Origin of the sequence: Pseudomonas sp. NBRC 111140, assembly GCF_001320885.1 — a bacterium.
GTDB lineage: Bacteria > Pseudomonadota > Gammaproteobacteria > Pseudomonadales > Pseudomonadaceae > Aquipseudomonas > Aquipseudomonas putida_P.
Genome location: NZ_BCBQ01000013.1, coordinates 1 through 23,344, shown reverse-complemented (window position 1 = coordinate 23,344; position 23,344 = coordinate 1). Strand labels below are relative to the sequence as shown.

Here is a 23,344-nt window from a genome sequence, read left to right as displayed (position 1 = left end):
CAGCTTTGGCCATTGCCGCCGTGCTTGAGCGGCGCGAACATCGTCGGACCGATGGTTCAACTCCAAAAACAAGAAACCAGGAGTCCGACGATGCGTGATTACGCCGAGGCCGCTCGAGCGTTCGACCTTGCGCAGGCCGCTACTGCGGCACTGCATGGCAACCTCGAAGCCCTCAATGCCTGTGTCGAATGCTGCGACCGCCATGCCGGTGGCGGCAAGCTGGCGCTGATCCACGAAGACCGGGACGGCCACACTGAGCGGTACAGTTTCGAGCAACTCAAGGTGCAGGCTGCCCGTTTTGCCAATGTACTCAAGGCGCAAGGCGTGAGTGCCGGGGACCGGGTGGCGGGTCTAATGCCCCGTACACCTGAGTTGCTTGTCACCATCCTCGCCACCTGGCGCCTGGGGGCGGTGTATCAGCCGTTGTTCACTGCGTTCGGCCCCAAGGCCATCGAGCATCGCCTTGAGCAGTCGCACGCCCGTGTCGTCGTCACCGACAGCCAAAACCGTGCCAAGCTGGACGACGTGCATGCCTGCCCGACGATCATCACGGTCAAGGCTCGCGTTGGCGAGCTGGATTTCCAACAGTGCCTTGAGCGTGCGGCAGACGACTGTGAACCGGTCATGCGCGCGGGTAACGACCCGTTCTTGCTCATGTTCACTTCAGGCACGACTGGCCCGGCCAAGCCACTGGAAGTGCCTCTGCGTGCCATCGTCGCGTTTCAAGGCTACATGCGCGACGCCATCGACCTGCGCCCCGAAGACAACTTCTGGAACCTGGCCGACCCGGGGTGGGCCTATGGCCTGTACTACGCGGTCACCGGCCCGTTGTCGCTGGGCCATGCCACCACGTTCTACGATGGCCCGTTCAGCGTCGAAAGCTGCGCGCGAGTCATCGACAAGCTTGGCATCACCAACCTGGCAGGCTCGCCCACCGCGTACCGCCTGTTGATCGCCGCCGGCAGTGCTTTTTCGGCGCCCGTCAAAGGCCGCCTGCGGGTAGTCAGCAGTGCCGGTGAGCCGCTTAACCCGGAAGTGATCCGCTGGTTTGCCGACGAGCTTGGGGTCACCATCCACGACCATTACGGCCAGACCGAACTGGGCATGGTGCTGTGCAACCACCATGGCCTGCAGCACCCGGTGCATCTGGGCTCGGCCGGCTTCGCCATCCCCGGTCATCGCATTGTCGTGCTGGACGAGCAGGGTAGCGAACTACCTGCCGGCCAGCCGGGCATCCTTGCGGTCGATCGCGAGCAGTCGCCGCTGTGCTGGTTCGGTGGTTACCACGGCTTGCCGACCAAATCGTTCGTCGGCAAGTACTACCTCAGTGGCGACACCGTCGAGCTGAACCAGGATGGCAGCATCAGTTTCGTCGGCCGTAGCGACGATGTGATCACTACCTCCGGCTACCGGGTCGGCCCATTCGATGTGGAGAGTGCGTTGATCGAGCACCCGGCGGTGATCGAGGCGGCCGTGATCGGCAAACCGGACCCGGAGCGCACCGAGCTGATCAAGGCCTTCGTGGTCTTGGCCAGCGGCGTCGCCGGCAACGCCGAGCTGGAAGAAACCTTGCGCCAGCACGTGCGCCAGCGCCTATACGCGCATGCCTACCCCAGAGAAATCGAATTCGTCAGCGAGCTGCCCAAGACCCCGAGCGGCAAGCTGCAACGCTTCATCCTGCGTAATCAGGAAGTCGCCAAACAACACGCGCAACAGGCCACCCCTGCCAGCGCCTGAAAGGAACCGATCATGCACATAGCCAACAAACACTTCATCGTCAGCGGCGCCGCTTCCGGGCTGGGTGCCGCTACTGCTCAGATGCTGGTCGAGGCCGGCGCCAAGGTCATGCTGGTCGACCTCAATGCCCAGGCCGTCGAGGCCAAGGCTCGCGAGCTGGGCGACAACGCCCGCTTCGCGGTGGCCGACATCAGCGACGAGCAGGCTGCCCAGGCGGCGGTCGATGCAGCCGTCAACGCCTTTGGCAGCTTGCATGGGCTGGTCAATTGCGCCGGCATCGTCGGTGCCGAGAAGGTGTTGGGCAAGCAGGGCCCGCATGGCCTGGGCAGCTTCGCCAAGGTCATCAACGTCAACCTGATCGGCAGCTTCAACCTGCTGCGTCTGGCTGCTGCGGCCATGGCCGAAGGGGCTGCCGACGAGGGGGGCGAACGCGGGGTGATCATCAACACTGCGTCCATTGCCGCTTATGACGGGCAGATCGGCCAGGCCGCCTACGCGGCCTCCAAGGGCGCCATCGCCAGCCTGACCTTGCCGGCCGCCCGCGAACTGGCGCGCTTCGGTATCCGTGTGATGACCATCGCCCCAGGCATCTTCGAAACACCGATGATGGCCGGCATGACCGAGGACGTGCGTGCTTCGCTGGCTGCCGGCGTGCCGTTCCCGCCGCGTCTGGGTCGCCCCCAGGAATATGCCGCACTGGCCCGTCACATCATCGAGAACAGCATGCTCAACGGCGAGGTGATCCGCCTCGACGGTGCACTGCGCATGGCTGCCAAGTAAGGAGAACGAACATGACCCTCGCCAATGACCCGATCGTTATCGTCAGCGCCGTGCGCACGCCCATGGGTGGGCTGCAGGGCGACCTCAAAAGCCTGACAGCGCCGCAACTGGGCAGCGCGGCCATTCGCGGCGCCGTGGAGCGCGCCGGCATCGACGCCGCCAGTGTCGAGCAAGTGTTGTTCGGCTGCGTGCTGCCGGCCGGGCAAGGCCAGGCCCCGGCGCGCCAGGCCGCGCTGGGCGCCGGGCTGGACAAGCACACCACCTGCACCACCCTGAACAAGATGTGTGGCTCGGGCATGCAAGCCGCGATCATGGCCCATGACTTGCTGCTGGCCGGCACTGCAGACGTGGTGGTAGCGGGGGGCATGGAAAGCATGACCAATGCCCCGTACCTGCTGGACAAAGCCCGTGGTGGTTACCGCATGGGACACGGCAAGATCATCGACCATATGTTCATGGACGGCCTGGAAGACGCCTACGACAAAGGCCGCCTGATGGGTACCTTCGCTGAAGACTGCGCTCAGGCCAACGCCTTCAGCCGCGAAGCCCAGGACCAGTTCGCCATCGCCTCGCTGACCCGTGCCCAGGACGCGATCAGCAGCGGCCGCTTTGCCGCCGAGATCGTGCCGGTGGAAGTCGCCGAGGGCAAGGAAAAACGCGTGATCAAGGATGACGAGCAGCCGCCCAAGGCGCGCTTGGACAAGATCCCGCAGCTCAAGCCGGCGTTCCGTGAAGGTGGCACCGTGACGGCGGCCAACTCCAGTTCGATTTCCGACGGCGCTGCCGCGCTGGTGCTGATGCGCCGCTCCGAAGCTGACAAGCGCGGCCTCAAGCCCCTGGCAGTCATCCATGGCCATGCTGCCTTCGCCGACGCCCCGGCGTTGTTCCCGACCGCGCCGATCGGGGCCATCGACAAACTGCTGAAACGCACCGGTTGGAACCTGGCAGAAGTCGACTTGTTCGAGATCAACGAGGCCTTTGCGGTGGTCACGCTGGCGGCCATGAAGCACCTCGACCTGCCCCACGAAAAGGTCAACATCCACGGCGGCGCCTGCGCACTCGGGCACCCGATTGGCGCTTCTGGCGCTCGCATCCTGGTAACCCTGTTGTCGGCCTTGCGCCAGAACAACCTGCGCCGAGGTGTGGCCGCCATCTGCATCGGCGGTGGCGAGGCCACGGCCATGGCTGTCGAATGCCTGTACTGAGGTGAACCATGCTGGTAACTGACGAGCAACAACAGATAGCCGATGCGGTACGTACCTTCGCCCAGGAGCGCCTGAGACCGTTCGCCGAACAATGGGACAAGGAACATCGGTTCCCGAAAGAGGCCATTGACGAAATGGCCGAGCTGGGCCTGTTCGGCATGCTGGTGCCGGAGCAGTGGGGCGGCAGCGACACCGGTTATGTGGCCTATGCCATGGCCCTGGAAGAGATCGCCGCCGGTGATGGGGCCTGCTCGACCATCATGAGCGTGCACAACTCGGTCGGTTGCGTGCCGATCCTGCGTTTCGGCACCGAGCAGCAGAAAGCACGGTTTCTCACCCCGCTGGCCAGCGGTGCGATGCTCGGCGCCTTTGCCCTGACCGAACCGCAGGCGGGCTCCGATGCCAGCAGCCTGAAGGCCCGTGCGCGTCTGGACGGTGACCACTATGTGCTCACTGGCAGCAAGCAGTTCATCACCTCCGGGCAGAACGCCGGGGTGGTGATCGTGTTTGCCGTGACCGACCCGGACGCCGGCAAGCGCGGGATCAGCGCCTTCATCGTGCCCACCGATTCGCCGGGCTACCAGGTGGCGCGGGTGGAGGACAAGCTCGGCCAGCATGCATCCGACACCTGCCAGATCGTCTTCGACAACGTGCGTGTGCCGGTGGTCAACCGCCTGGGTGCAGAAGGCGAGGGCTACAAGATAGCCTTGGCCAACCTTGAAGGTGGCCGCATCGGTATCGCCTCGCAGGCGGTTGGCATGGCCCGGGCCGCGTTCGAAGTGGCGCGCGACTACGCCAACGAGCGGCAAAGCTTCGGCAAGGCGTTGATCGAGCACCAGGCTGTGGCCTTCCGCCTGGCCGACATGGCGACGAAAATCGCCGTTGCCCGGCAGATGGTGCTGCACGCCGCCGCGCTGCGTGACGCCGGGCGCCCGGCGTTGGTGGAGGCGTCGATGGCCAAGCTTTTTGCCTCGGAAATGGCCGAAAAGGTCTGCTCGGATGCCTTGCAGACCCTGGGCGGTTATGGCTATCTGAGCGACTTCCCGCTGGAGCGGATCTACCGTGACGTTCGGGTTTGCCAGATCTACGAAGGCACCAGCGACATTCAGCGCATGGTCATTGCGCGCAATCTTTGAAGGAGCAGACTGCATGGCATTCGAAACCATCCTGTTGGACATCCACGGCAAGGTCGGCCTGATCACCCTCAACCGCCCGCAAGCCCTCAATGCGCTGAACGCGCAGATTGTCGGCGAGATCAACCAGGCCCTTGACCAGCTCGAGCGTGACCCGAATATCGGTTGCGTGGTGCTGACAGGTTCGGCCAAGGCCTTTGCCGCTGGCGCCGACATCAAGGAAATGGCCGAACTGCAATACCCGCAGATCTACGTCGACGACCTGTTCAGCGATGCTGACCGCATTGCCAACCGGCGCAAGCCGATCATCGCGGCGGTCTCCGGCTTCGCGCTGGGCGGCGGCTGCGAGTTGGCGATGATGTGTGACTTTATCCTCGCCGCCGACAACGCCAAGTTCGGTCAACCGGAAATCAACCTTGGCGTGTTGCCGGGCATGGGCGGTACCCAGCGTCTGACCCGTGCCGTGGGTAAGGCCAAGGCCATGGAACTGTGCCTGACTGGCCGCCTGATGGGGGCTGAAGAGGCTGAGAGGGCTGGCTTGGTGGCGCGAATCGTGCCGCAGGCGGAGTTGCTGGAAGAGGCGCTTAAGGTGGCTGCGACCATTGCCAGCAAATCGATCCCGGTGAGCATGATGGTCAAGGAGAGCGTTAACCGAGCGTTTGAAGTTACCCTCAGCGAGGGCGTGCGCTTTGAACGCCGGGTCTTCCATGCGGCTTTCTCCACTGAAGACCAAAAAGAAGGCATGGCCGCCTTCATCGCCAAGCGCGAGGCGCAGTTCAAGGATCGTTGATGCCAGCTGGGAATTTGGGCTGGGCCTCCAGGTGCATGCCTTGAGAGGTCTGGTCGCTGTGAGATCGAGCGCCGGGCGGGTGGCGCTCGATCTCATGGGCGCTGAAAAGGTTGTGGCGAGCCTCCCAAGACCAGCCATCCCTGCACCGACCGGCGGATTGTAAGCACTGGAAGCAAATTCGCACCCATTTGCAGTTGCTCCACGCGACGTGGCGCCTTAGACTGCCGCCCCCTGTAAAAGAGTGCCGGTTGGCGCTTGAAGAATTCCGCTGCCGATGCCAAGGCGTCGGCGGCACATGAATCGCCCAAATGCACATTTTTTCATAGAGAAATCGATGACCAAGGAACAGTTGCTGGCCATGTCGGCCGATGACTACATGAACGCCGACCAGCTGGCCTTCTTCACTGAGCTGCTGCAGGCGATGAAAGTCGAAACCCATGAACGCATCGAGCTCAGCCGCACCACCATCGAAGGCCTTGACACCCCGTCGGACCCTGCCGACGTGGCTTCGGTCGAAGAAGAACGTAGCTGGCTGGTAAATGCCATCGACCGCGACCAACGCCTGCTGCCACAGCTGGAAATGGCCCTGGACCGCATTACCGACGAAAGCTTCGGCTGGTGCGATGACAGTGGTGAGCCAATCGGCCTGAAGCGCCTGCTGATCAGCCCGACCACCAAGTACTGCATCGAAGCCCAGGAGCGCCACGAGCAGCTCGACCGCCACCAGCGCCAGGTATAACCCGCGCCAGGTGCAAAGCCCCACGGAGCGATCCCTGGGGCTTTTTGCGCTTGTCGTCGCCGCCGTTTTTGTTGCGCCATAAGAAACACTGCTGTACTGGCATGCGCTGTTTTCTCTTCGCAGGCAGGCGTATCATGGCCTTATCGTTAGGGTGCTAATTAAATTCCGGAGGGAATGATGAATAGCCGAGTCGATGTAGCCGTGATGATTGGTTCGGGTGTGCCGGCCACCCTGCAGGCACTGGGTAAGCGCATTTGCTGGGTGGTGCTGGTCAATGGCGAGCGCCGTGGCACCGCGTTTGCCACGCGTGAAGAAGCGCTGGAGTGCCAGGCTGCCTGGCAGCAGCAGCTGAAGAAGGGGTTGGCAGCCTGAAAATGTTTATTGCCTCTCGACGTGTTTCAGTGTTTTCGGGCATATTTGTTCTACAGTAATGCGCACATGGATGCCAGGGCTTGTTTTCTTGCAGGCTCACTCCCATGGTTGCGTTTTCTGGCGAGTGATCTCAGGCATCACACTTCCCTAACCGGGGATGAGCCAAACGCCTTCGGTTGAAGGCGAATCTGGCAGACCAGAGTAAAGATTCCTGCACGCTGCATCGTCAGCGAGCACAGACATTTCGCATATCGCTTTATTACTCTTTTCGCCTATCGATAAGAAGTGGCCGTGCCTCCCCGAGCTTGGGAGAGGGCGGGTTGTAACCGGTTGAGGATTACTTCATTGGCAGTCAGCACACTTGATACTCATGCGTTGTTCGCCTTGGGCGACTTGCGCGGTAAATTGGCCCAACTGTTCCAGGGTCGCTTCATCTATGTCACCGAACAGAATCCCGAAGGCCTGTACATGGCCGAAATCGACACCGAAAGTGCACTGGTGGTCGATGACAAACAGCGCCTTGAGCTGAAAGTCGGCGACCACTTCCGCGCTGCCGTATTGCCCAGCCGCGAAGGCGGCAAGCTGGAAATGCGCTTTCGCGAAATAAAGTTGAATGTGTATGGCGTGGGCGATTACGCCTTCGTTTCGGTGCCGGAAGGCGATGGGATCGTGTTTCGGGAAGGGCATGGCGTGATGCTGGTGTTCGCCGCGCAGCAACAAGTGCAGGAAGGCCTGGGCAAGTTGCTCAAAGCGGTGACCGGCAAAGTTGCCAAGTGGCGCAAGGGTGAACTGACCACGTTCAAGGCCAGTGAATGACCGACGCTGACGCCGGTCCTGCCTCGCGGTCCGAGTTTCATCGGCAGCACCAAGCACATGCCGTGGCCGAGGCCGAACGCATGCTGGCCAAGCGCGAGGAGCTGAAAGGCACCTGGTTGAACTGGGTGGCGGCTGAGCTCTATGGCCTCAGCCCGCCGCCATATGCCGCCATGGTTCGGCGCGAGTTGCAGCGCCTCAGCCAAGGCTGAGGCGGCAACCCTTCAGTTACCTCGGTCGCTGCCGCTGCTGACCTCTTCAGGGACCGGCTCTTTCGACATGCGCTTGCGGAACAGCGCCGCCCGCGCCAGCAGTAGCGTGGTGACCGGCACGGTGATCGACAGCAGTATCGGGATCAGCCAGGCATGCAGCACCGGGGCGTCCTTGAGCCACGAGAAATAGATGATCGAGGCCAGTGCCACGCACCAGGCGCCAATGGTCGAGGCCAGTGCGGGCGGGTGCATGCGTTGGAAGTAGTCTTTCAGGCGCACCAGGCCTATCGCACCGATCAGGGCGAACAGGCTGCCGGTCAGCAGCAGCGCGGCAGTGACCAGTTCCAGCCAAAACGGCAGTACCAGGGTTTCAGTCATTCGATCACCTCACCGCGCAGCAGGAACTTGGCCAGGGCAAACGAGCCGACGAAGCCGAACAGCGCAATCAGCAGGGCACCCTCGAAATAGGTGTCACTGGCATAGCGGATACCCAGCACCAGCATGGTCAGCATGGCCAGGATGTACAGGTAGTCCAGCGCCAGCACACGGTCCTGGGCGGATGGGCCACGGAACAGCCGGATCAGCGCCAGGCCCATGGCCAGGGCGAAGATGAACAGGCTGGCGAGAACAGCATTGGCGAGCAGGCCTGTCATTGGAAAATCTCCATCAGCGGGCGTTCGTAGGTGTCCTTGAAGTGTTGGATGAAGGCCGCTTCATCCTCCAGGTCGAACACGTGCAGCAGCAAGACACTGCGGTCCAGCGCCAGTTCGGACCAGACGGTGCCCGGTACCACCGTGGTAATCATCGACAGCGCTGCCAGGCCGTGCGCGTCGCGCAGTGCCAGCGGTATGTGGACGAACGCGGAGCGTGGAGGCTGCTTGCCGGCACGCAGCACGCCACGAGCAACCAGCAGGTTGGAGATGATTACATCCAGGCCGACCCGGGCGATCAGCCTGGCGATGACCAGTGGCCGGCGTACGTGGGCATGCTGCGGACGCAGGGGCGCCATCAGCAGCGGCGCCAGCACGCCGAGTGCGGCGCCTAGCAGCAGGTTGCCAGGGCTTACCGAGAGGTTCAGCAACAGCCACAGGCCGAACAGCGAGACCGACAGCAGTGGGGCGGGGAACAGTCGGTTCATGGCTGCACCTGTACGTCGAGCGTGGTGGGGCCAGGAATCGGCCGGGCGGCCATCACGGCTTCGATATAGGCGTCCGGGGCCTGCAGGCTGGCAGCTGTGTCCTGGGTGTAGCGCAGCAACGGCTCGGCCTTGAGGCTGAGTATGATGCACAGGCCGAGCAGGATGACGATTGGCAGGCACTCATAGCGGCGCAGTACCGGCGAGGGCCGTTCTTCGGGTTTCCAGAAACGCTGGATGCCAACGCGGCCGAAGGCGATCAGCGAGGCCAAACCGGAGAGGATCAGCAAGGCCACGAGACCCCAGCCGGCCACACTCAGCGGCTGTTCGGCGGGCACGCCGAGGCCCAGTGGGTTGAATAGCGCGCTGATAAGGTTGAGCTTGGCGACAAAACCCGACAGCGGCGGCATGCCGATGATCAGCAGCGCACAAGCGATGAAGCTGAGGCCGAGGAAGGCCATGGTCCACGGGATGATCTGGCCGATCACCGCCTTCTGCTCATCGTCGAGGTTGATGCCTTTGGGCGGGTGCAGCGATTCCAGCGGTGGGGGCATGGCGTCTTCTTCTTCGTCCAGCGGTGCTTCATTGGCCGAGCGCGAACGCTCGACCAGTTCAGCGAGCAGGAACAGTGCGCACAGCGCGAGGGTCGAGTTGACCAGATAGAACAACGCCGCGCCGGTCAGCGCCGACTGGGCAAAGCCGACGGCGCCGAGCAGGGTGCCGGCCGAGACCAGTATGCTCAGGGCCGCCATGCGCTCCAGGCGCTGTGCGGCAAGGATCGATACTGCTGCCACCGCCAGAGTGACCAGGCCGCCGTACACCAGCCACTCGCCGCCGAAATGCGCCGAGGCTCCGGCCTGCCCGGAGAACAGCAGCGTCCACAGGCGCAGCACGGCGTACAGGCCGACTTTGGTCATGATGGCGAACAGCGCAGCCACCGGCGCACTGGCCGAGGCGTAGGCTGGCACCAGCCAGAAGTTCAGCGGCCAGATACCGGCCTTGACCAGGAAGGCCATGGCCAGGATTGCCGCGCCGGCATGCAGCAGGCCACGGTCGGCCTCCGGTACCAGTGGAATCTTCAGTGCCAGATCGGCCATGTTCAAGGTACCGGTCACGCCATACAGCATTGCTGCGCCGATCAGGAACAACGATGAGGCGAACAGGTTGATGGCGATGTAGTGCAGGCCGGCGCGCACCCGAGCGCGACCCGAGCCATGCAGCAGCAGGCCATAGGAGGCGGCCAGCAGCACTTCGAAGAACACGAACAGGTTGAACAGGTCGGCGGTGAGGAAGGCCCCGTACAGGCCCATCAGCTGGATCTGGAACAGCGCATGGAAGCTGGCCCCGGCGCCGTCCCAGCGGGCACGGGCAAACAGTAGCGCACTGAAACCGATGACCCCGGTCAGGGTCAGCAAGAGCGCAGACAAGTGGTCCACCACCAGCACGATGCCGAATGGCGCCGGCCAGTTACCCGGCAGGTACACGCCTATCGACTCTGCCTGGCCCTGGGTCCGCACCCACAGCAGCAGAGAGACCGCGATGACCAGGCCGGCGAAGGTTGACAGCAGGTTCAGCCTGGCCTTGATATGCCTGTGCTTTTCACCCAGCAGCAACATCACCGATGCAGTAATCAGCGGCAGCAGAATGGGGGCGACGATCAGTTGACTCATGCCACTCATTCGTCACGCTCCCGGCCATCCACGTGGTCGGTACCAGTCAGGCCACGCGAGGCCAGCAGCACCACCAGAAACAGCGCAGTCATGGCGAAACTGATGACGATGGCGGTTAACACCAGCGCCTGCGGCAGTGGGTCGGTGTAATGCAGCAGGTCCTGAGTGACGCCGTCCTTGATGATCGGCTCCTTGCCAATGAACAGGCTGCCCATGCTGAAAATGAACAGGTTGACCCCGTAAGACAGCAGGCACAGGCCCATGATTACCTGGTAGGTACGCGGGCGCAGGATCAGCCACACCCCCGAGGCGGCCAGCACGCCGATGGCGACTGCAATCACTTCTTCCATCAGGCGGCTCCTGCTTGGCTGGTTTTCGCCGGGTTGCCCGGGCGGTAGGCGCGCACCGACTGGTGCGCCAGGGCCGTGAGGATCAACAGCGTCGAGCCGACCACCACGGTGTACACGCCGACATCGAAGAACAGCGCGCTGGCCACGTGCACGTCACCGAGCAACGGCAGGTGCAGGTGGGCGGTATGAGTGGTGAGGAACGGATAGCCAAGCAACATGGCACCGACTCCAGTCAGGGTCGCGCACAGCAGCCCGGTGCCCATCCAGCGCAGCGGCCGCAGGCTCATCTGTGCTTCGACCCACTGGGTGCCGGCCACCATGTACTGCAGGATGAACGCCACCGACATCACCAGACCGGCGACAAAGCCACCGCCCGGCTGGTTGTGCCCGCGCATGAACAAGTACATCGACACCAGCAGGGCGATCGGCAGCAGCAGGCGCACCAGTACCGCCGGCACCATCATGAAACCGAGTGCGGTGTCGGTGGCGTGCCGCGGGTTGATCAGGTCGGTGACCACGTCGGGCGCCAGCTGGCGCTGCTGCGCCGGCAGTTGCATGCTCTCCTTCGGTGGGCGGAAGCGCCGCAGCAGGGCGAACACGGTCAGCGCCACGGCCACCAGCACGGTAATTTCACCGAGGGTATCGAAGCCGCGGAAGTCGACCAGCATGACATTGACCACATTGGTACCACCGCCCTGAGGCAGCGCCCGACTCAGGTAGAACGAGGAAATATCGTTGGGCGTCGGCCGGGTCAGCATCGCGTAGGACAGCACGGCCATGCCGCCCCCTACCAGCACCGCCAGCAGCAGGTCGCGCAGGCGGCGCATGCGCGCGCGCTCCAGGCTGCCCGGTAGTGGCGACACGCCTTCAATCCGTCGCGGCAACCAGCGCAAGCCGAGCAGGATCAGCACAGTGGTGACCACTTCCACCACCAACTGGGTCAGGGCCAGATCGGGCGCGGAGAACCAGACGAAGGTGATGCAGGTCATCAAGCCGCAGACGCTGACCATGATCAGTGCTGCCAGACGGTGGTATTTGGCCTGGTAGGCGGCGCCGATGGCGCAGGCAATGGCGATCAGCCACAGGGCGACGAACACACCCGAACCCGGAATCTTCGGCCGGTCGCCCCAGCTCAGGCCGCTATAGAGCATGGGCGTGAGGCCAGCAAGAAACGCGGCGACGACCAGCATGAACAGCTGCGACTGCAGGCGACGGGTGGTGAACAGGCGCTCGATGCGACGTGCCAGCAGCATCAGGTGCACTTGGCCGTGCTCGAACAGGCGCTTGCCGTTGAAGCGCTCGATCAGCGGTGGGTAGGGGAAGCGGCCCAGGCGCAGCTGCTTGCGCAGCAGCAGGTACAGGACGATGCCGCCGCTCATGGCCACCAGGCTCATGATCAGCGGTGCGTTCCAGCCATGCCAGATGGCCAGGCTGTATTCCGGCAGTGTGCCGCCTACTACCGGCAGGGCCGCAGCGGCCAGCAGCGGGCCGACCGACTGAGCAGGGAAGATGCCCACTACCAGGCAGGTGAGCACCAGCAGCTCGACCGGCGCACGCATCCAGCGTGGCGGCTCGTGCGGGGTATGGGGCAGGTCCTGGGCTGGCGGCCCGAAGAACACATCGACCGTGAAGCGCAGGGCATAAGCCACGCTGAAGGTACCGGCCAGGGTGGCGATCACCGGCAACGTCGTTTCGACCCAGGCGGTGGAGCTGATGAATACGGTTTCGGCGAAGAACATTTCTTTCGACAGGAAGCCGTTCATCAACGGGACGCCGGCCATCGAGGCGCTGGCCACCATGGCCAGGGTGGCGGTGTATGGCACCAGGCGGATCAGGCCACTGAGGCGGCGGATGTCACGCGTACCGCTTTCGTGGTCGATGATACCGGCGGCCATGAACAGGGAGGCTTTGAAGGTGGCATGGTTGAGAATGTGGAACACGGCGGCAACGGCCGCCAGCGGGCTGTTCAGACCTAGCAGCAGGGTAATGAGGCCCAGGTGGCTGATGGTCGAATAGGCCAGCAGGCCCTTGAGGTCGTTCTGGAACATGGCGGCGAAAGCGCCGAGCAGCAGAGTGAGGGCGCCGGCGCCGCCGACGATCCAGAACCACTCATCGCTGCCCGACAGCACCGGCCAGAAGCGCGCCAGCAGGAACACGCCCGCCTTGACCATGGTGGCGGAGTGCAGATAGGCCGATACCGGGGTGGGCGCTGCCATGGCGTGGGGCAGCCAGAAATGGAAGGGGAACTGTGCGCTCTTGCTCAGGGCGCCGATGAGGATCAGGGGCAGCAGCACCGGGTACAGCGCATGCTGGCGGATGGTGTCGCCGGCAGCCAGGACCTTGTCCAGGTCGTAGCTGCCGACCACATGGCCTAGCAGCAGGGCCCCTACCAACAGGCACAAACCGCCCGCGCCGGTGACCATCAGCGCCATGTAGGCGCCGCGGCGGGCGTCGGCGCGGTGGTGCCAGTAGCCGATGAGCAGGAAGGAGAACAGGCTGGTGAGTTCCCAGAAGAACACCAGCTGGATCAGGTTGCCGGAGATCACCAGGCCGAGCATGGCGCCCATGAAGGCCAGGAAGAAGGCGAAGAAACGCGGTACCGGGTCTTGCGGCGACATGTAGTAGCGGGCATACAGCGACACCAGCGTACCAATGCCCAGCACCAGCAACGAGAACAGCCAGGCAAAGCCGTCCATGCGCAGCACCAGGTTCAACCCCAGGCTGGGCAGCCACAGGAATTCTTCGCGAATTACGCCACCGTGGGCAATCTGAGGGTACAGAAGTGCTACCTGGACGGTACCGACCAGGGCTACGAGCCCGGCAAGAATGGACTCGGCGTTACGTGCGTTGTGCGGCAGCACGGCTGCCAGGCAACTGCCCACGAACGGCAGAAGCAGTAGCACTATCAAAGACATAGCGGCCTATTCTGGAGAAGTTTGCAAAGATCATACGTGCCGAGTGGATGATCACCAACACGCAAGCTGTCGCAGAATCCTACAAACAGGCTGTGACAAGCTGTTTTTTTATAACAGTTTTTTACAAAGCATAGTCGTAGTTGGCGGCTTTACAGCCCTGCCTGGCGCTCGCCTGAATTTTGCACGTCCCGTGCGGCATCGACTTCGCGCGGGCGGCGCACCTTGAGTTCGCTGACCACCACCGCGATCACGATCAGCAAGCCGCCAAGCAGCGCCACGCCCGGCAGGCGCTCGCCGGCTAGGCGCCCGACGATACCGGCCCACACCGGTTCACCGGCATAGATGAGGGTCGCGCGGGTGGGGGAGACCGACTTTTGCGCCCAGTTCATTGCCACCTGAATGACTGCGCTCATGGCGCCCAGGCCCACTGCGCTGGTCAGCAGCAGCCAGGAGAAGTCGGGGATGCGCTCCTGGGTCGGCACGATCATCAGGAACGCTAGCAGTGAAGCAGTCGCCAGTTGCACGACGGTGACCCGTCGCACATCGACCTGGCCTGCATAGCGGCTGATCAGGATGATTTCGCCTGCAATGGCCACCGCGCTGACCAAGGTGACCAGTTCGCCTTCGCTGAAGTGCAGGCTGCCGCCTTCGGGCCCGGCCAGCAGCATCAGGCCGATGAACGCCAGGCAAATGCCGATGCTGGGCATCAGGCCAGGCCGCCGGCCCAGCACCAGCCACTGCAGCAGCGGCACGAACGGCACGTAAAGTGCGGTGATGAACGCCGACTGGCTGCTGCTGATGGTTTGCAGGCCCATGGTCTGCAAGCCGTAGCCGAGCATGATCGACACACCGATCAGCATGCCGGCCTTCAGTTCGGTAAAGGTCAGCCCAGGCAGCGCTCGTGCCGACACCACGGCTACGAACAGCGCGGCTGCCGCAAAGCGCAGGCCGACGAAGAACATCGGGCCGCTGACGGTCATCACGTTGTGCACCAGCAGGAAGGTGCCGCCCCACAACATGGTGATGAACACCAGCACCAGTTCGGCCTTGCTCAGGCGAAAGGTAACGGTGGAGGTCGACTTGCTGCTGGGCTGGCTCATGGTCTTGCACACTCGGCGGGGGGCGGCGCACAATCGCCGCAAAAGTGGGCAGTATACTGCGCAATCTTGACCAGTGAGCAATATAGTGCACAAAGATTCTTTGCACCGGGCATCGGTGCTGCAACATGTCAGCCTCAATGTGCGCAGCCTGCGCAACGCTGCCGGAATGAGCCAGACGGCGCTTGCCGAGCGCTCCGGGGTCAGCCGCCGCATGCTGGTAGCGATCGAGGCGGGCGAGAAGAATGTCAGCTTGACCACCCTGGACTTGATCGCTGAAGCCTTGGGCGTGGCCTTCAGTACCCTGATCCAGGCGCCAGACCTGCGCGACCCCGGGCGCATCGAAGAGCTGGCCTGGGCTGGCGAACATCCGCAGAGCAGGGCGGTGTTGCTTGGCACCAGTGCGGCACGGCGCGAGGTGGAGCTGTGGGAGTGGACCCTCGCACCGGGCGAGTGCTATTCCAGCGAGGCTGATGCCGAAGGCTGGAGCGAGCAGATTTATGTGGCCGAAGGGCAATTGACGCTGATCATCGAAGATGTCGAGCATCGCTTGCAGGTGGGGCAGTTCCACGTGTTCCCCAGCAATTGCCGGTATGCCTACCGTAACGATGGCGCGGTGGCGGTGCGGTTTGTGCGCAATGTGGTGATTTGAGCTTGCAGCTTTAGGGGCTGCACAGCAGCCCCCAAAGCTCTCGAGCTGATCAATCTTTCAGCAGTTCTTCGGTCTTCACCACCTTGGCGTAGGCAAACGCCAACGCCGCCATCGCCGAATCATGCACCTGCGCCGCCGGCACCTGCTTGCCGTCGAATTCCAGTGGTAGGGTCGCGCAGGCATCGTGCGCCACGGTCACCGTATAGCCCAAATCTGCCGCGGCGCGGGTAGCGGCGTCGATGCACATGTGGCTCATGCTGCCGGCAATGGTCAGGGCCTCGACACCATGCCGGTCCAGCGTGTGCTCAAGCTCGGTGCCTAGGAAGGCATTGACCTTGTGCTTGAGCACCACCGGCTCGCCTTTTACCGGCGCGACCTTGGAGTGGATGGCCGCACCCTGCGAGCCTGGGGCGAAGAATGGCGCATCGGCGCTGTCGAACTCATGCCGCACGTGCACCACCAGGTCGCCACGCTGGCGCGCTGCTGCCAATAAGCGTGCAGCGTTGTCGGCCGCCTGGTCGGCGCCATCGAGTGTCCACTTGCCGCCCGGGAAGTAGTCGTTCTGGATGTCGATGATGATCAGTGCCTGCTTGCTCATGCTGCCTCCTGTGGCAGTAGTCGTGGATAGACGTTAGTTATAGGCTGTGTGCACTGACATGAGGATTGGCGCGAACGACACTATGCGGGCAAAAACTGACACCCCATCCAGCCTGGACATCGGTCTGCTGCTGTACCCCGGCGTGCAGCGCGCCGCCGTGCATGGGCTGGCCGACCTGTTCCTGGTGGCCAACCGGGTTGCGGCCGAGCTGGGTGGCGTTGGGTTGCCGACTATTCGCGTCAGCTTCTGGCAGGCAGATGAATTGGGGCGATTGCTGCCTGCCCCGGATAGCCCGGCTGATGCCGGGCTGGGCTTGCGCGTTTTGATCATTCCGCCGAGCCTGGAGTCGGCTCCGCAAGCCGAGCTGCTCGAACGTCACCGCGCGTTGCTGTGCCAACTGCACGTGCAGGGTACGGTGCTGGCGTCAGTATGTATCGGGGTGTTTTTCATTGCCGCCAGCGGCCTGCTGGACGGGCGCCCGGCCTGCACCCACTGGAACTATGTACAGGCGCTTGCACAGCGCTTCCCCAAGGTGCGGGTAGAGGCCCAGCAGCCGTTGCTGGATGACGGGGACATCGTGACCTCGGCCGGGCTCATGGCCTGGACCGACTTGGGCTTGCGCCTGCTGGAGCGCTTTCTGGGGGCTACGGTGGCACGGGAGACCGCCCGCTATCTGGCCGTCGATCCGGTCACGGCGACGCTGCCCGGGGCTGTATTCAGCCCGCGCCTGGATCACGGTGACGAGGCCGTGCTGAAAGTACAACACTGGTTGCAGGGCAATGGTGGGCAGGATGCCGACCTGGCCGCGATGGCTGCCTGCGCGGGGCTGGAGGCGCGGACCTTCTTGCGGCGATTTCGTGCTGCTACCGGGCTACGCCCGACCGAGTACTGCCAGCAGGTCAGGGTAGGGCGGGCGTGCCGTTTGCTGGAGTTTACCCGGCGCAACGTCGAACAGATCGCCTGGGGTGTGGGCTACCAGGATCCGGGCGCCTTTCGCAAGGTGTTCCAACGCGTCACCGGCTTTACCCCGAGCGACTATCGGCGGCGGTTTGCGGTGTCCGATCAGGGTATGTAGAAACCACTTGACCTTGACTTTGCTTGAGGTTTTACCCTGCTCGGCATCGCGCTGCATGCGTCCTTATCCAGGAGACCGTCGATGTCGGCAAACGCTCATGCCTTGTGGTTCACCCAGATGATCGAATATGAAGTGCCCAGCGTGTGCCAGCACGCACTGGCCCAGGCCCTGGTGGCGCGTAGCGAAGTGTTGGCCACGCGTTGCGAAGGCTTGCAGGGTGTGAGCATCCAGGCCAGTGACGATGGCAGCCGGGTGTTGCAGTACCTGCAATGGCAGTCACGCCAGGCCTGGGCGGAGGCGGCAGTGCACTTCGTCGAAGAATCGTTCCTTGACCTGCTGGGGCAGCATCAGGCCCGGGGCGTCAACTTCGCCGCCTACCAGGCCCTGCGCAGCCTGGTGCGCGGCACGGATGGCGGCCTGCATTGCCAGGTGGGCGAGCCTCATGCATACCAGGGTGCATAGTGCGGGTAGCGGTCCAGACGGGCACCGATGACCATTTCGCCGATCCATGCCGCCAGGATCGAGCTGTAGGCTTTCTGGCTTTCTTCGCTGGACAGTGCGTGGTCGGCGCCGTCGACGATGCGATGGGTGAGCGAGTGGGCACTGACGAACGCCGAGCGGTAGCTCATCAGTGTGCTGTGCGGTACGTAGTCGTCCTGCTCGGACTCCACCAGCAGTACATCCCCGCTGAATTCGGCGCAGGCGGCCAGCGCGCGGTTGTCCGCCGGGCCGAGCGGACGTCGGCGGTAGTCGTTCAGGCGTTGACGGTCGAGCGTTTGCTTGGGGCTGCCCCATTCATCGTCCCAATACATGGCAGGTACCCGCAGGGCCAGCCATCTGACTGACCGTTCGCGGGTCAGCAGGGTGGCCAGGTAACCGCCATAGCTGCTGCCGATGATGGCGATGGCGCTGCTATCGACGGCCGGGTGACTGACCAGTCGATCGTAGGCCGCCAGCAAGTCCTGCAAGTTTTGCTCACGCGTGACCGTGAGGCGCTGGCTCTCGGTTTTTTCGTGGCCGCGCAGGTCGAACGTCATGCACACGCAACCCAGCCCGGTAATATGCCGGGCGCGGGCGAGGTCGCGTTGCTGGCTGCCGCCCCAGCCGTGGACGAAGAGAATACCTGGCATCTTGCTGCCCGGGCTGACCAGGGTGCCATTGATGCGATCATTTTCGACCTGCAGTTCAACGGTTTCACTCTGAATGGTCATGTTCGCGAATCCGCGCAAATTTGCTGAGTTGTCCGAGTTCACTGTCGTTTCCTTGGTAGAAGAGGGTGGCGTCAGTGGGCAGGTCGGGGGTGCCGAACACTTCATGGGTGGAGGCTCGCACCCGCTGTAATGCCGGGTCATCGGCAAAAGCCTGCAGGGCCAACAGCTCGGCGCTGCTGGCACCGCCCAGGCGCCAGGATTGTTCGAGTACGCCGCTGCGCAGGTGGCCCTGCGAATCGAGGCCGCGGGCGATGTCGTAGTTGCGCCGGGAGGCAATGAAACCAGGGAAGTGCTGCTCGGCAGCCTGCTCGTAGGTGATGGCCTGGTTGATGGCCAGTCGCAGGTGCTCTTCCATGGGGAGTTGGAGGAGTGCCTGGTAGTCGCCGCGTACCACCACCAGGTCGGAACCTCCGTACACCTCGGTGCCTTGATGGTCGCGGGTCAGTTGTTGAGTGCCGTGATAGCTGCAGGTCAGGCCGGCGACGCGCACCTGGCCGACGCTGAAGGTTTGCACGTCGCTCAAGTCCTCTTCGAGTACCAGCCCCCACCGTGCCAACTGCTGGTCGTCCATGGCGGCCAGCAGGGGCTCCAGCGCGTCTGCCAGGGTGATGACTTGCTGCCCGCGCCCTGCGCAGGCCAACACGGGCTTGACCCGCACGGGGCCGTCGAGCAGCAGTAGCTGTGCAGCAGTGCGCGCATCGGCTTTGCTGAATACGGTATAGCCGCGCAGCAAGGCGTCACTGGCCTGCCGGGCGAAGTCATCGGTCCAGCCCGGCGGAAAACTGGCCCCGGCCGGTAGCGGGTGAGAGATCGCCTTGGTTGCCATGTAGGGCTGGTCGACCAGCCCGCCAAACAGATCCTGCTCGCTGCGGATACCTCTAGCAGCCTGACGTCTGGCGTCGATCAGGGTTTCGGTGGGCAGGTAGTAGTAGCCATCGACGGCGGTTGCTGAGGGGGTGGGTTTCACGTGCGGGCAGCCCAGCAGGCCGGCCAGGCCATCGGCAAGCTTGAGGTGCACGGCATGCTCATGTTCGGGGGTGTGATCGCGGGTATCGAGCAGCACCACGCCGGCTTTCGGTTCGCTGGCACTGGGCATGGTCATTTGCCTGTGTGCAATGAATGTACTGTGTGTGAAGCCGGTGCCTTGGGGAAGTTCAGCAAAACTGGATCGGTGGTCCAGGCCCAGCTGTAGGAAGTGTCCTGTTTGTGCAGCGGCGATTGCAGGGCTCTGGCGGCTGTTCCATTATCTGTGTATTGGATCAATTCTGATGTAGCCGCAGGAGAGCGCATGAACGTCCAGACCACCCTTGAGCAAAGCGTGCCACAGCGACTGGCGCACGTGCGCGAGGCCATGGCGGCAGGGGGCATCGATGCCTTGCTGGTACCCTCGGCCGACCCTCACCTTTCCGAATACCTGCCCGGTCACTGGCAGGGGCGCCAGTGGCTGTCGGGGTTCCATGGCTCGGTCGGTACGCTGGTGGTCACCTCTGGGTTCGCCGGGCTGTGGGTCGATAGCCGCTACTGGGAGCAGGCGGATCACGAGCTGGCGGGCAGCGGCATCGAACTGATGAAACTGTTGCCAGGCAAGCCAGGGGCGCTGGAGTGGCTGGGTGATAACGTCAAGCCCAACGGTAGCGTCGCGGTAGATGGTGCGGTCATGGCTCTGGCTTCGGCGCGCCAGCTAGGTGAGCGGCTGAAGGCACGTGGGGCGCGGCTGGTGACCGACAAGGACCTGCTGGCCCAGGTCTGGGACGGGCGCCCGGCGCTCCCAGCCAACCCTGTGTACCAGCACTTGCCGCCACATGCCACGGTGAGCCGGGCGGAAAAGCTCGCGCAACTGCGCCAGGGCATCCAGGACAAGGGGGCCGACTGGCACTTTATCGCAACCCTCGATGACATTGCCTGGTTGTTCAACCTGCGCGGTAGCGATGTCTCCTACAACCCGGTTTTCCTGGCCTTTGCCCTGATCAACCCGCAGCAGGCCATTTTGTTCGTAGGCCAGGACAAGGTGGATGCGCACCTGCGCCAGGTGCTGGCGGTCGACGGCATCGAGGTGCGCGACTATAGCGAGGCAGGCAAGGCCCTGGCCGCTGTTGCGGCGGGTGGGCGGTTGCTGGTGGATCCTGCCCGTGTCACCTGCGGCCTGTTGGCCAACCTGGCGGCAGAGGTGGTGCTGGTCGAGGGGCTAAACCCCACCACGCTGAGCAAGTCCTGCAAAGGCGGCGATGACTTGGTGCATATCCGCCAGGTCATGGAGCAAGACGGCGCGGCCTTGTGCGAGTTCTTTGCCTGGTTCGAGGCGAACCTTGGGCGAGAGGTTGTCACTGAGCTTACAGTTGACGAGCAATTGAGTGCCGCACGTGCCCGGCGCCCGAATTTCGTGTCGCTGAGCTTCTCGACCATTGCCGCCTTCAATGGCAATGGCGCCATGCCGCATTACCGTGCCACCGAGCAGTCGCATGCGGTCATCGAAGGTGATGGCTTGCTGCTGATCGACTCGGGTGGGCAATACCTGGGCGGCACCACCGACATCACCCGCATGGTGCCAGTCGGTAACCCCAGCCATGCACAGAAGCAGGACTGCACGCGGGTACTGAAGGGCATGATTGCCCTGTCGCGTGCCACGTTCCCGCGGGGGGTACTGTCGCCGTTGCTCGACGCTATCGCCCGGGCGCCGATCTGGGCTGACCAGGTCGACTATGGCCATGGCACCGGGCACGGGGTGGGCTACTTCATGAACGTACACGAAGGGCCGCAAGTAATTGCCTATCAGGCAGTGGCTGCACCGCAGACGGCGATGCAAGCGGGCATGATCAGCTCGATCGAGCCGGGTACGTACCGGCCGGGGCAGTGGGGGGTACGTATCGAGAACCTGGTGGTCAACCGCGAAGCGGGCAGGAGTGCGTTCGGCGATTTCCTGTGCTTCGAGACCTTGACCCTGTGCCCGATCGATACCCGCTGTCTGCTGCCCGCGCTGCTGGTAAAGGAAGAGGTGGAGTGGCTGAACGGCTATCATGCCAATGTGCGTGAGCGCCTTGCGCCTCTACTCAAGGGTGATGCACTGGCCTGGCTGGAGGCACGTACTGCGCCGCTGTAAGGCAAATGAAAAAGGGCAGCTTACGAGCTGCCCTTTTCACTACTTGCACATGACGATCATGCTGCGGCTGGTGTACCCCGCCGGGTTGATGCCGAACAAGTAGTCACCGGCCTCTTCATCGCTATCGCCCGAGCGTGCAATGACCCGGTAGCCCCGCGTGCTGCAGGAGCTTGCGGCCTTGCTATAGCAATTATCCCACGAGGAGGAAAGGCCGGAGCAATTGATATGCAGGCCCTTTTTGCCCCTTTTGACCTCGGTCTTGGCTGTGGCGGCACATCCAGCAATAGCCAAGATGGCCAGGATGAGAAAAATACGTTTCATTCCTGTCCTTAAATGCAGGGCAAATCAGTTGTCACGCCCTGTCGTTATCGCTTCGGTTCTTCCTGAAACTTCCCCAGCTTCCGTGTTCGGTCCAGTAGATAGCGTAAAGATGATGATTCTGTGACAGCTTAATCAGCGAGGCGGGCTGCTACAATCATTAATCCTGTCTCAAATGAAAATATTTCTCATATCAGTCTGCCGCGATGGCCGGTTTGGACGTGTTGCGCATGGACAGGGTGGTGCCGACCGATGCGGTAATGATCGCCAGGATCGCCAGCCACTGTGTAACCGTCAGCACCTCGCCGAGGAACAGCAGGCCGGACAATGCGCCAAATGCCGGTTCGATGCTCATCAGAGTCCCGAAGGTGCGCGCCGGGATGCGCGTGAGGGCAACCATTTCCAAGCTGTAGGGCAGGGCGGTGGACAGCACTGCAACGGCCAGGGCCATCGGGATCACGGCAGGTGTGAGCAGTGCGCTACCAGCGTGGGCGATACCAATGGGGGCGACGAACAGGGCGGCGACTACCACCCCCAAGGCCGCACTCTGGATGCCGTGCTCTGCTCCCGCACGTTGCCCGAACAGGATATATAGGGCCCAGCATACACCCGCGCCCAGTGCATAGGCAGCGCCCAGTGGGTCGAGTGTCTGGCCGCTTTGGCCTGCCGGCAGCAATAGCAGCAAGCCGGCGATGGCCAGGGCAATCCATAGGAAGTCGATCGGTCGGCGCGAGGAGAAAATCGCCACGGCCAGTGGGCCGGTGAACTCCAGGGCCACGGCAATACCGATAGGCAGCGTTTGCAAGGCCATATAGAAGAGGAAGTTCATGCCACCCAGCGCCATGCCGTAGATGACCACGTTACGCAACGTGTTGGCGGTCATGCGTACCCGCCACGGGCGCAGTATAAGGAGCATGATGATGCTGGCGAAGATCAGGCGCAGGGTGGTGGTGCCTTGGGCGCCAATGATGGGGAACATGCTTTTGGCCAGGGAGGCCCCGGACTGAATCGATGCCATGGCGATTAGCAGCAGGCCGATCGGGAAAAGGGTAGCGGCCAGGCTGCGGGGTTGGGTGTTCATTTAGGTGCGGCGATCCTTGGGCGGGTGGGAGGTGAGCAATATAGTGCGCAATTGCAGGGGCGCGTGGTAGCCCTGAGGTGTTTGCAGCAGATATATTTCAAATCATTGAAATTAAAGGTTGACCTCCGTGAAGGCCGCCCTATAATGCGCACCACTCCAACGCGGTAGCGAAGTAAAGCTAGCCACCCTGTTGAGTCAAGTGTTTGAAGCTAAACGAGTTTCTCGCAAAAAACTTCAAAATAAACGCTTGACAGGCTCTGAGGAAAGCGTAGAATGCGCGCCTCGGTTGGGACGAAAAGCTCTTAACCAAACGCTCTTTAACAAATTGAATCAAGCAATTCGTGTGGGTGCTTGTGAGTACGGG

At 63.0% G+C, this 23,344-nt stretch carries 25 protein-coding genes; 13 read left to right on the top strand and 12 right to left on the bottom strand.

Translation table 11 applies throughout. The features are described from left to right. Positions 1-90 precede the first annotated feature (90 nt). From APH42_RS06420 to APH42_RS06380, 9 genes are all read left to right on the top strand, one after another. Positions 91-1,737: an acyl-CoA synthetase gene (locus APH42_RS06420; protein ID WP_060492966.1), complete on the top strand. Its 1,647-nt coding sequence runs from the start codon at positions 91-93 to the stop codon at positions 1,735-1,737. A gap of 12 nt (positions 1,738-1,749) precedes the next feature. After that, entirely contained in the window at positions 1,750-2,517 is a 768-nt protein-coding gene (locus APH42_RS06415) for an SDR family NAD(P)-dependent oxidoreductase (protein WP_060492965.1), read from the top strand. 11 nt (positions 2,518-2,528) lie between these two features. Beyond that, entirely contained in the window at positions 2,529-3,722 is a 1,194-nt protein-coding gene (locus tag APH42_RS06410) for an acetyl-CoA C-acyltransferase (RefSeq protein WP_012271503.1), read from the top strand. An 8-nt stretch (positions 3,723-3,730) separates the two neighbouring features. Next, positions 3,731-4,858 (top strand): acyl-CoA dehydrogenase, encoded by a 1,128-nt coding sequence (locus tag APH42_RS06405; RefSeq protein WP_060492964.1) that lies wholly within the window; start codon positions 3,731-3,733, stop codon positions 4,856-4,858. Positions 4,859-4,871: 13 nt separating this feature from the next. Continuing rightward, entirely contained in the window at positions 4,872-5,645 is a 774-nt protein-coding gene (locus APH42_RS06400) for an enoyl-CoA hydratase (protein WP_012271505.1), read from the top strand. 334 nt (positions 5,646-5,979) lie between these two features. Further along, a complete protein-coding gene (locus APH42_RS06395) occupies positions 5,980-6,384 on the top strand; it encodes a TraR/DksA family transcriptional regulator (RefSeq protein ID WP_012271506.1) in 405 nt (134 codons plus the stop codon). 177 nt (positions 6,385-6,561) lie between these two features. Continuing rightward, positions 6,562-6,756: a hypothetical protein gene (locus APH42_RS06390; RefSeq protein ID WP_012271507.1), complete on the top strand. Its 195-nt coding sequence runs from the start codon at positions 6,562-6,564 to the stop codon at positions 6,754-6,756. 345 nt (positions 6,757-7,101) lie between these two features. Continuing rightward, the gene (locus APH42_RS06385; RefSeq protein ID WP_041166445.1) at positions 7,102-7,572 is read left to right on the top strand and encodes a hypothetical protein; all 471 of its coding nucleotides are present in this window, start codon (positions 7,102-7,104) and stop codon (positions 7,570-7,572) included. Further along, positions 7,569-7,781: a hypothetical protein gene (locus tag APH42_RS06380; protein ID WP_012271509.1), complete on the top strand. Its 213-nt coding sequence runs from the start codon at positions 7,569-7,571 to the stop codon at positions 7,779-7,781. Before APH42_RS06385 ends, APH42_RS06380 begins: the two co-directional genes overlap by 4 nt. 12 nt (positions 7,782-7,793) lie before the next feature. On the opposite strand, the gene APH42_RS06375 is transcribed toward APH42_RS06380, so the two are convergent. The 7 genes from APH42_RS06375 to APH42_RS06345 all read right to left on the bottom strand — a co-directional run bounded on the left by APH42_RS06375 (position 7,794) and on the right by APH42_RS06345 (position 14,951). Continuing rightward, entirely contained in the window at positions 7,794-8,159 is a 366-nt protein-coding gene (locus tag APH42_RS06375) for a Na+/H+ antiporter subunit G (protein WP_012271510.1), read from the bottom strand. After that, the gene (locus APH42_RS06370; RefSeq protein ID WP_003250109.1) at positions 8,156-8,434 is read right to left on the bottom strand and encodes a K+/H+ antiporter subunit F; all 279 of its coding nucleotides are present in this window, start codon (positions 8,432-8,434) and stop codon (positions 8,156-8,158) included. Before APH42_RS06370 ends, APH42_RS06375 begins: the two co-directional genes overlap by 4 nt. Beyond that, positions 8,431-8,919: a Na+/H+ antiporter subunit E gene (locus APH42_RS06365; protein ID WP_012271511.1), complete on the bottom strand. Its 489-nt coding sequence runs from the start codon at positions 8,917-8,919 to the stop codon at positions 8,431-8,433. Before APH42_RS06365 ends, APH42_RS06370 begins: the two co-directional genes overlap by 4 nt. Further along, positions 8,916-10,595 (bottom strand): monovalent cation/H+ antiporter subunit D, encoded by a 1,680-nt coding sequence (locus tag APH42_RS06360; RefSeq protein ID WP_012271512.1) that lies wholly within the window; start codon positions 10,593-10,595, stop codon positions 8,916-8,918. Before APH42_RS06360 ends, APH42_RS06365 begins: the two co-directional genes overlap by 4 nt. Then, positions 10,592-10,936 (bottom strand): Na+/H+ antiporter subunit C, encoded by a 345-nt coding sequence (locus APH42_RS06355; RefSeq protein ID WP_003250128.1) that lies wholly within the window; start codon positions 10,934-10,936, stop codon positions 10,592-10,594. The genes APH42_RS06360 and APH42_RS06355 overlap by 4 nt, the downstream gene beginning before the upstream one ends. After that, positions 10,936-13,851, bottom strand: a complete 2,916-nt coding sequence (locus APH42_RS06350) for a monovalent cation/H+ antiporter subunit A (RefSeq protein WP_012271513.1) — start codon at positions 13,849-13,851, stop codon at positions 10,936-10,938. Before APH42_RS06350 ends, APH42_RS06355 begins: the two co-directional genes overlap by 1 nt. A gap of 149 nt (positions 13,852-14,000) precedes the next feature. Then, entirely contained in the window at positions 14,001-14,951 is a 951-nt protein-coding gene (locus APH42_RS06345) for a DMT family transporter (protein ID WP_060492963.1), read from the bottom strand. An 85-nt stretch (positions 14,952-15,036) separates the two neighbouring features. On the opposite strand from APH42_RS06345, the gene APH42_RS06340 reads away from it, so the two are divergent. After that, complete coding sequence (locus tag APH42_RS06340; RefSeq protein WP_041166446.1) at positions 15,037-15,600, top strand: helix-turn-helix domain-containing protein; 564 nt, start codon at positions 15,037-15,039, stop codon at positions 15,598-15,600. A gap of 49 nt (positions 15,601-15,649) precedes the next feature. Here APH42_RS06340 and APH42_RS06335 read toward each other — a convergent pair whose 3' ends face one another. Then, the gene (locus APH42_RS06335) at positions 15,650-16,198 is read right to left on the bottom strand and encodes a cysteine hydrolase family protein (protein ID WP_012271516.1); all 549 of its coding nucleotides are present in this window, start codon (positions 16,196-16,198) and stop codon (positions 15,650-15,652) included. Positions 16,199-16,280: 82 nt separating this feature from the next. Here APH42_RS06335 and APH42_RS06330 point away from each other — a divergent pair, with 82 nt between their 5' ends. After that, complete coding sequence (locus APH42_RS06330) at positions 16,281-17,273, top strand: GlxA family transcriptional regulator (RefSeq protein WP_060492962.1); 993 nt, start codon at positions 16,281-16,283, stop codon at positions 17,271-17,273. A gap of 81 nt (positions 17,274-17,354) precedes the next feature. After that, complete coding sequence (locus tag APH42_RS06325) at positions 17,355-17,735, top strand: antibiotic biosynthesis monooxygenase (RefSeq protein WP_060492961.1); 381 nt, start codon at positions 17,355-17,357, stop codon at positions 17,733-17,735. On the opposite strand, the gene APH42_RS06320 is transcribed toward APH42_RS06325, so the two are convergent. Then, on the bottom strand, positions 17,714-18,484 hold the full coding sequence (locus APH42_RS06320; RefSeq protein ID WP_060492960.1) for a S9 family peptidase: 771 nt from the start codon (positions 18,482-18,484) through the stop codon (positions 17,714-17,716). The genes APH42_RS06325 and APH42_RS06320 overlap by 22 nt on opposite strands. Then, on the bottom strand, positions 18,468-19,586 hold the full coding sequence (locus APH42_RS06315; RefSeq protein WP_012271520.1) for a DUF3182 family protein: 1,119 nt from the start codon (positions 19,584-19,586) through the stop codon (positions 18,468-18,470). Before APH42_RS06315 ends, APH42_RS06320 begins: the two co-directional genes overlap by 17 nt. 186 nt (positions 19,587-19,772) lie before the next feature. On the opposite strand from APH42_RS06315, the gene APH42_RS06310 reads away from it, so the two are divergent. Continuing rightward, entirely contained in the window at positions 19,773-21,581 is a 1,809-nt protein-coding gene (locus APH42_RS06310) for an aminopeptidase P family protein (RefSeq protein WP_060492959.1), read from the top strand. Between the two features lie 39 nt (positions 21,582-21,620). On the opposite strand, the gene APH42_RS06305 is transcribed toward APH42_RS06310, so the two are convergent. Both APH42_RS06305 and rhtA read right to left on the bottom strand, forming a co-directional pair. Further along, complete coding sequence (locus APH42_RS06305) at positions 21,621-21,902, bottom strand: hypothetical protein (RefSeq protein ID WP_012271522.1); 282 nt, start codon at positions 21,900-21,902, stop codon at positions 21,621-21,623. A gap of 190 nt (positions 21,903-22,092) precedes the next feature. After that, positions 22,093-22,980 (bottom strand): threonine/homoserine exporter RhtA, encoded by an 888-nt coding sequence (gene rhtA, locus APH42_RS06300; RefSeq protein WP_012271523.1) that lies wholly within the window; start codon positions 22,978-22,980, stop codon positions 22,093-22,095. Positions 22,981-23,344 lie beyond the last annotated feature (364 nt).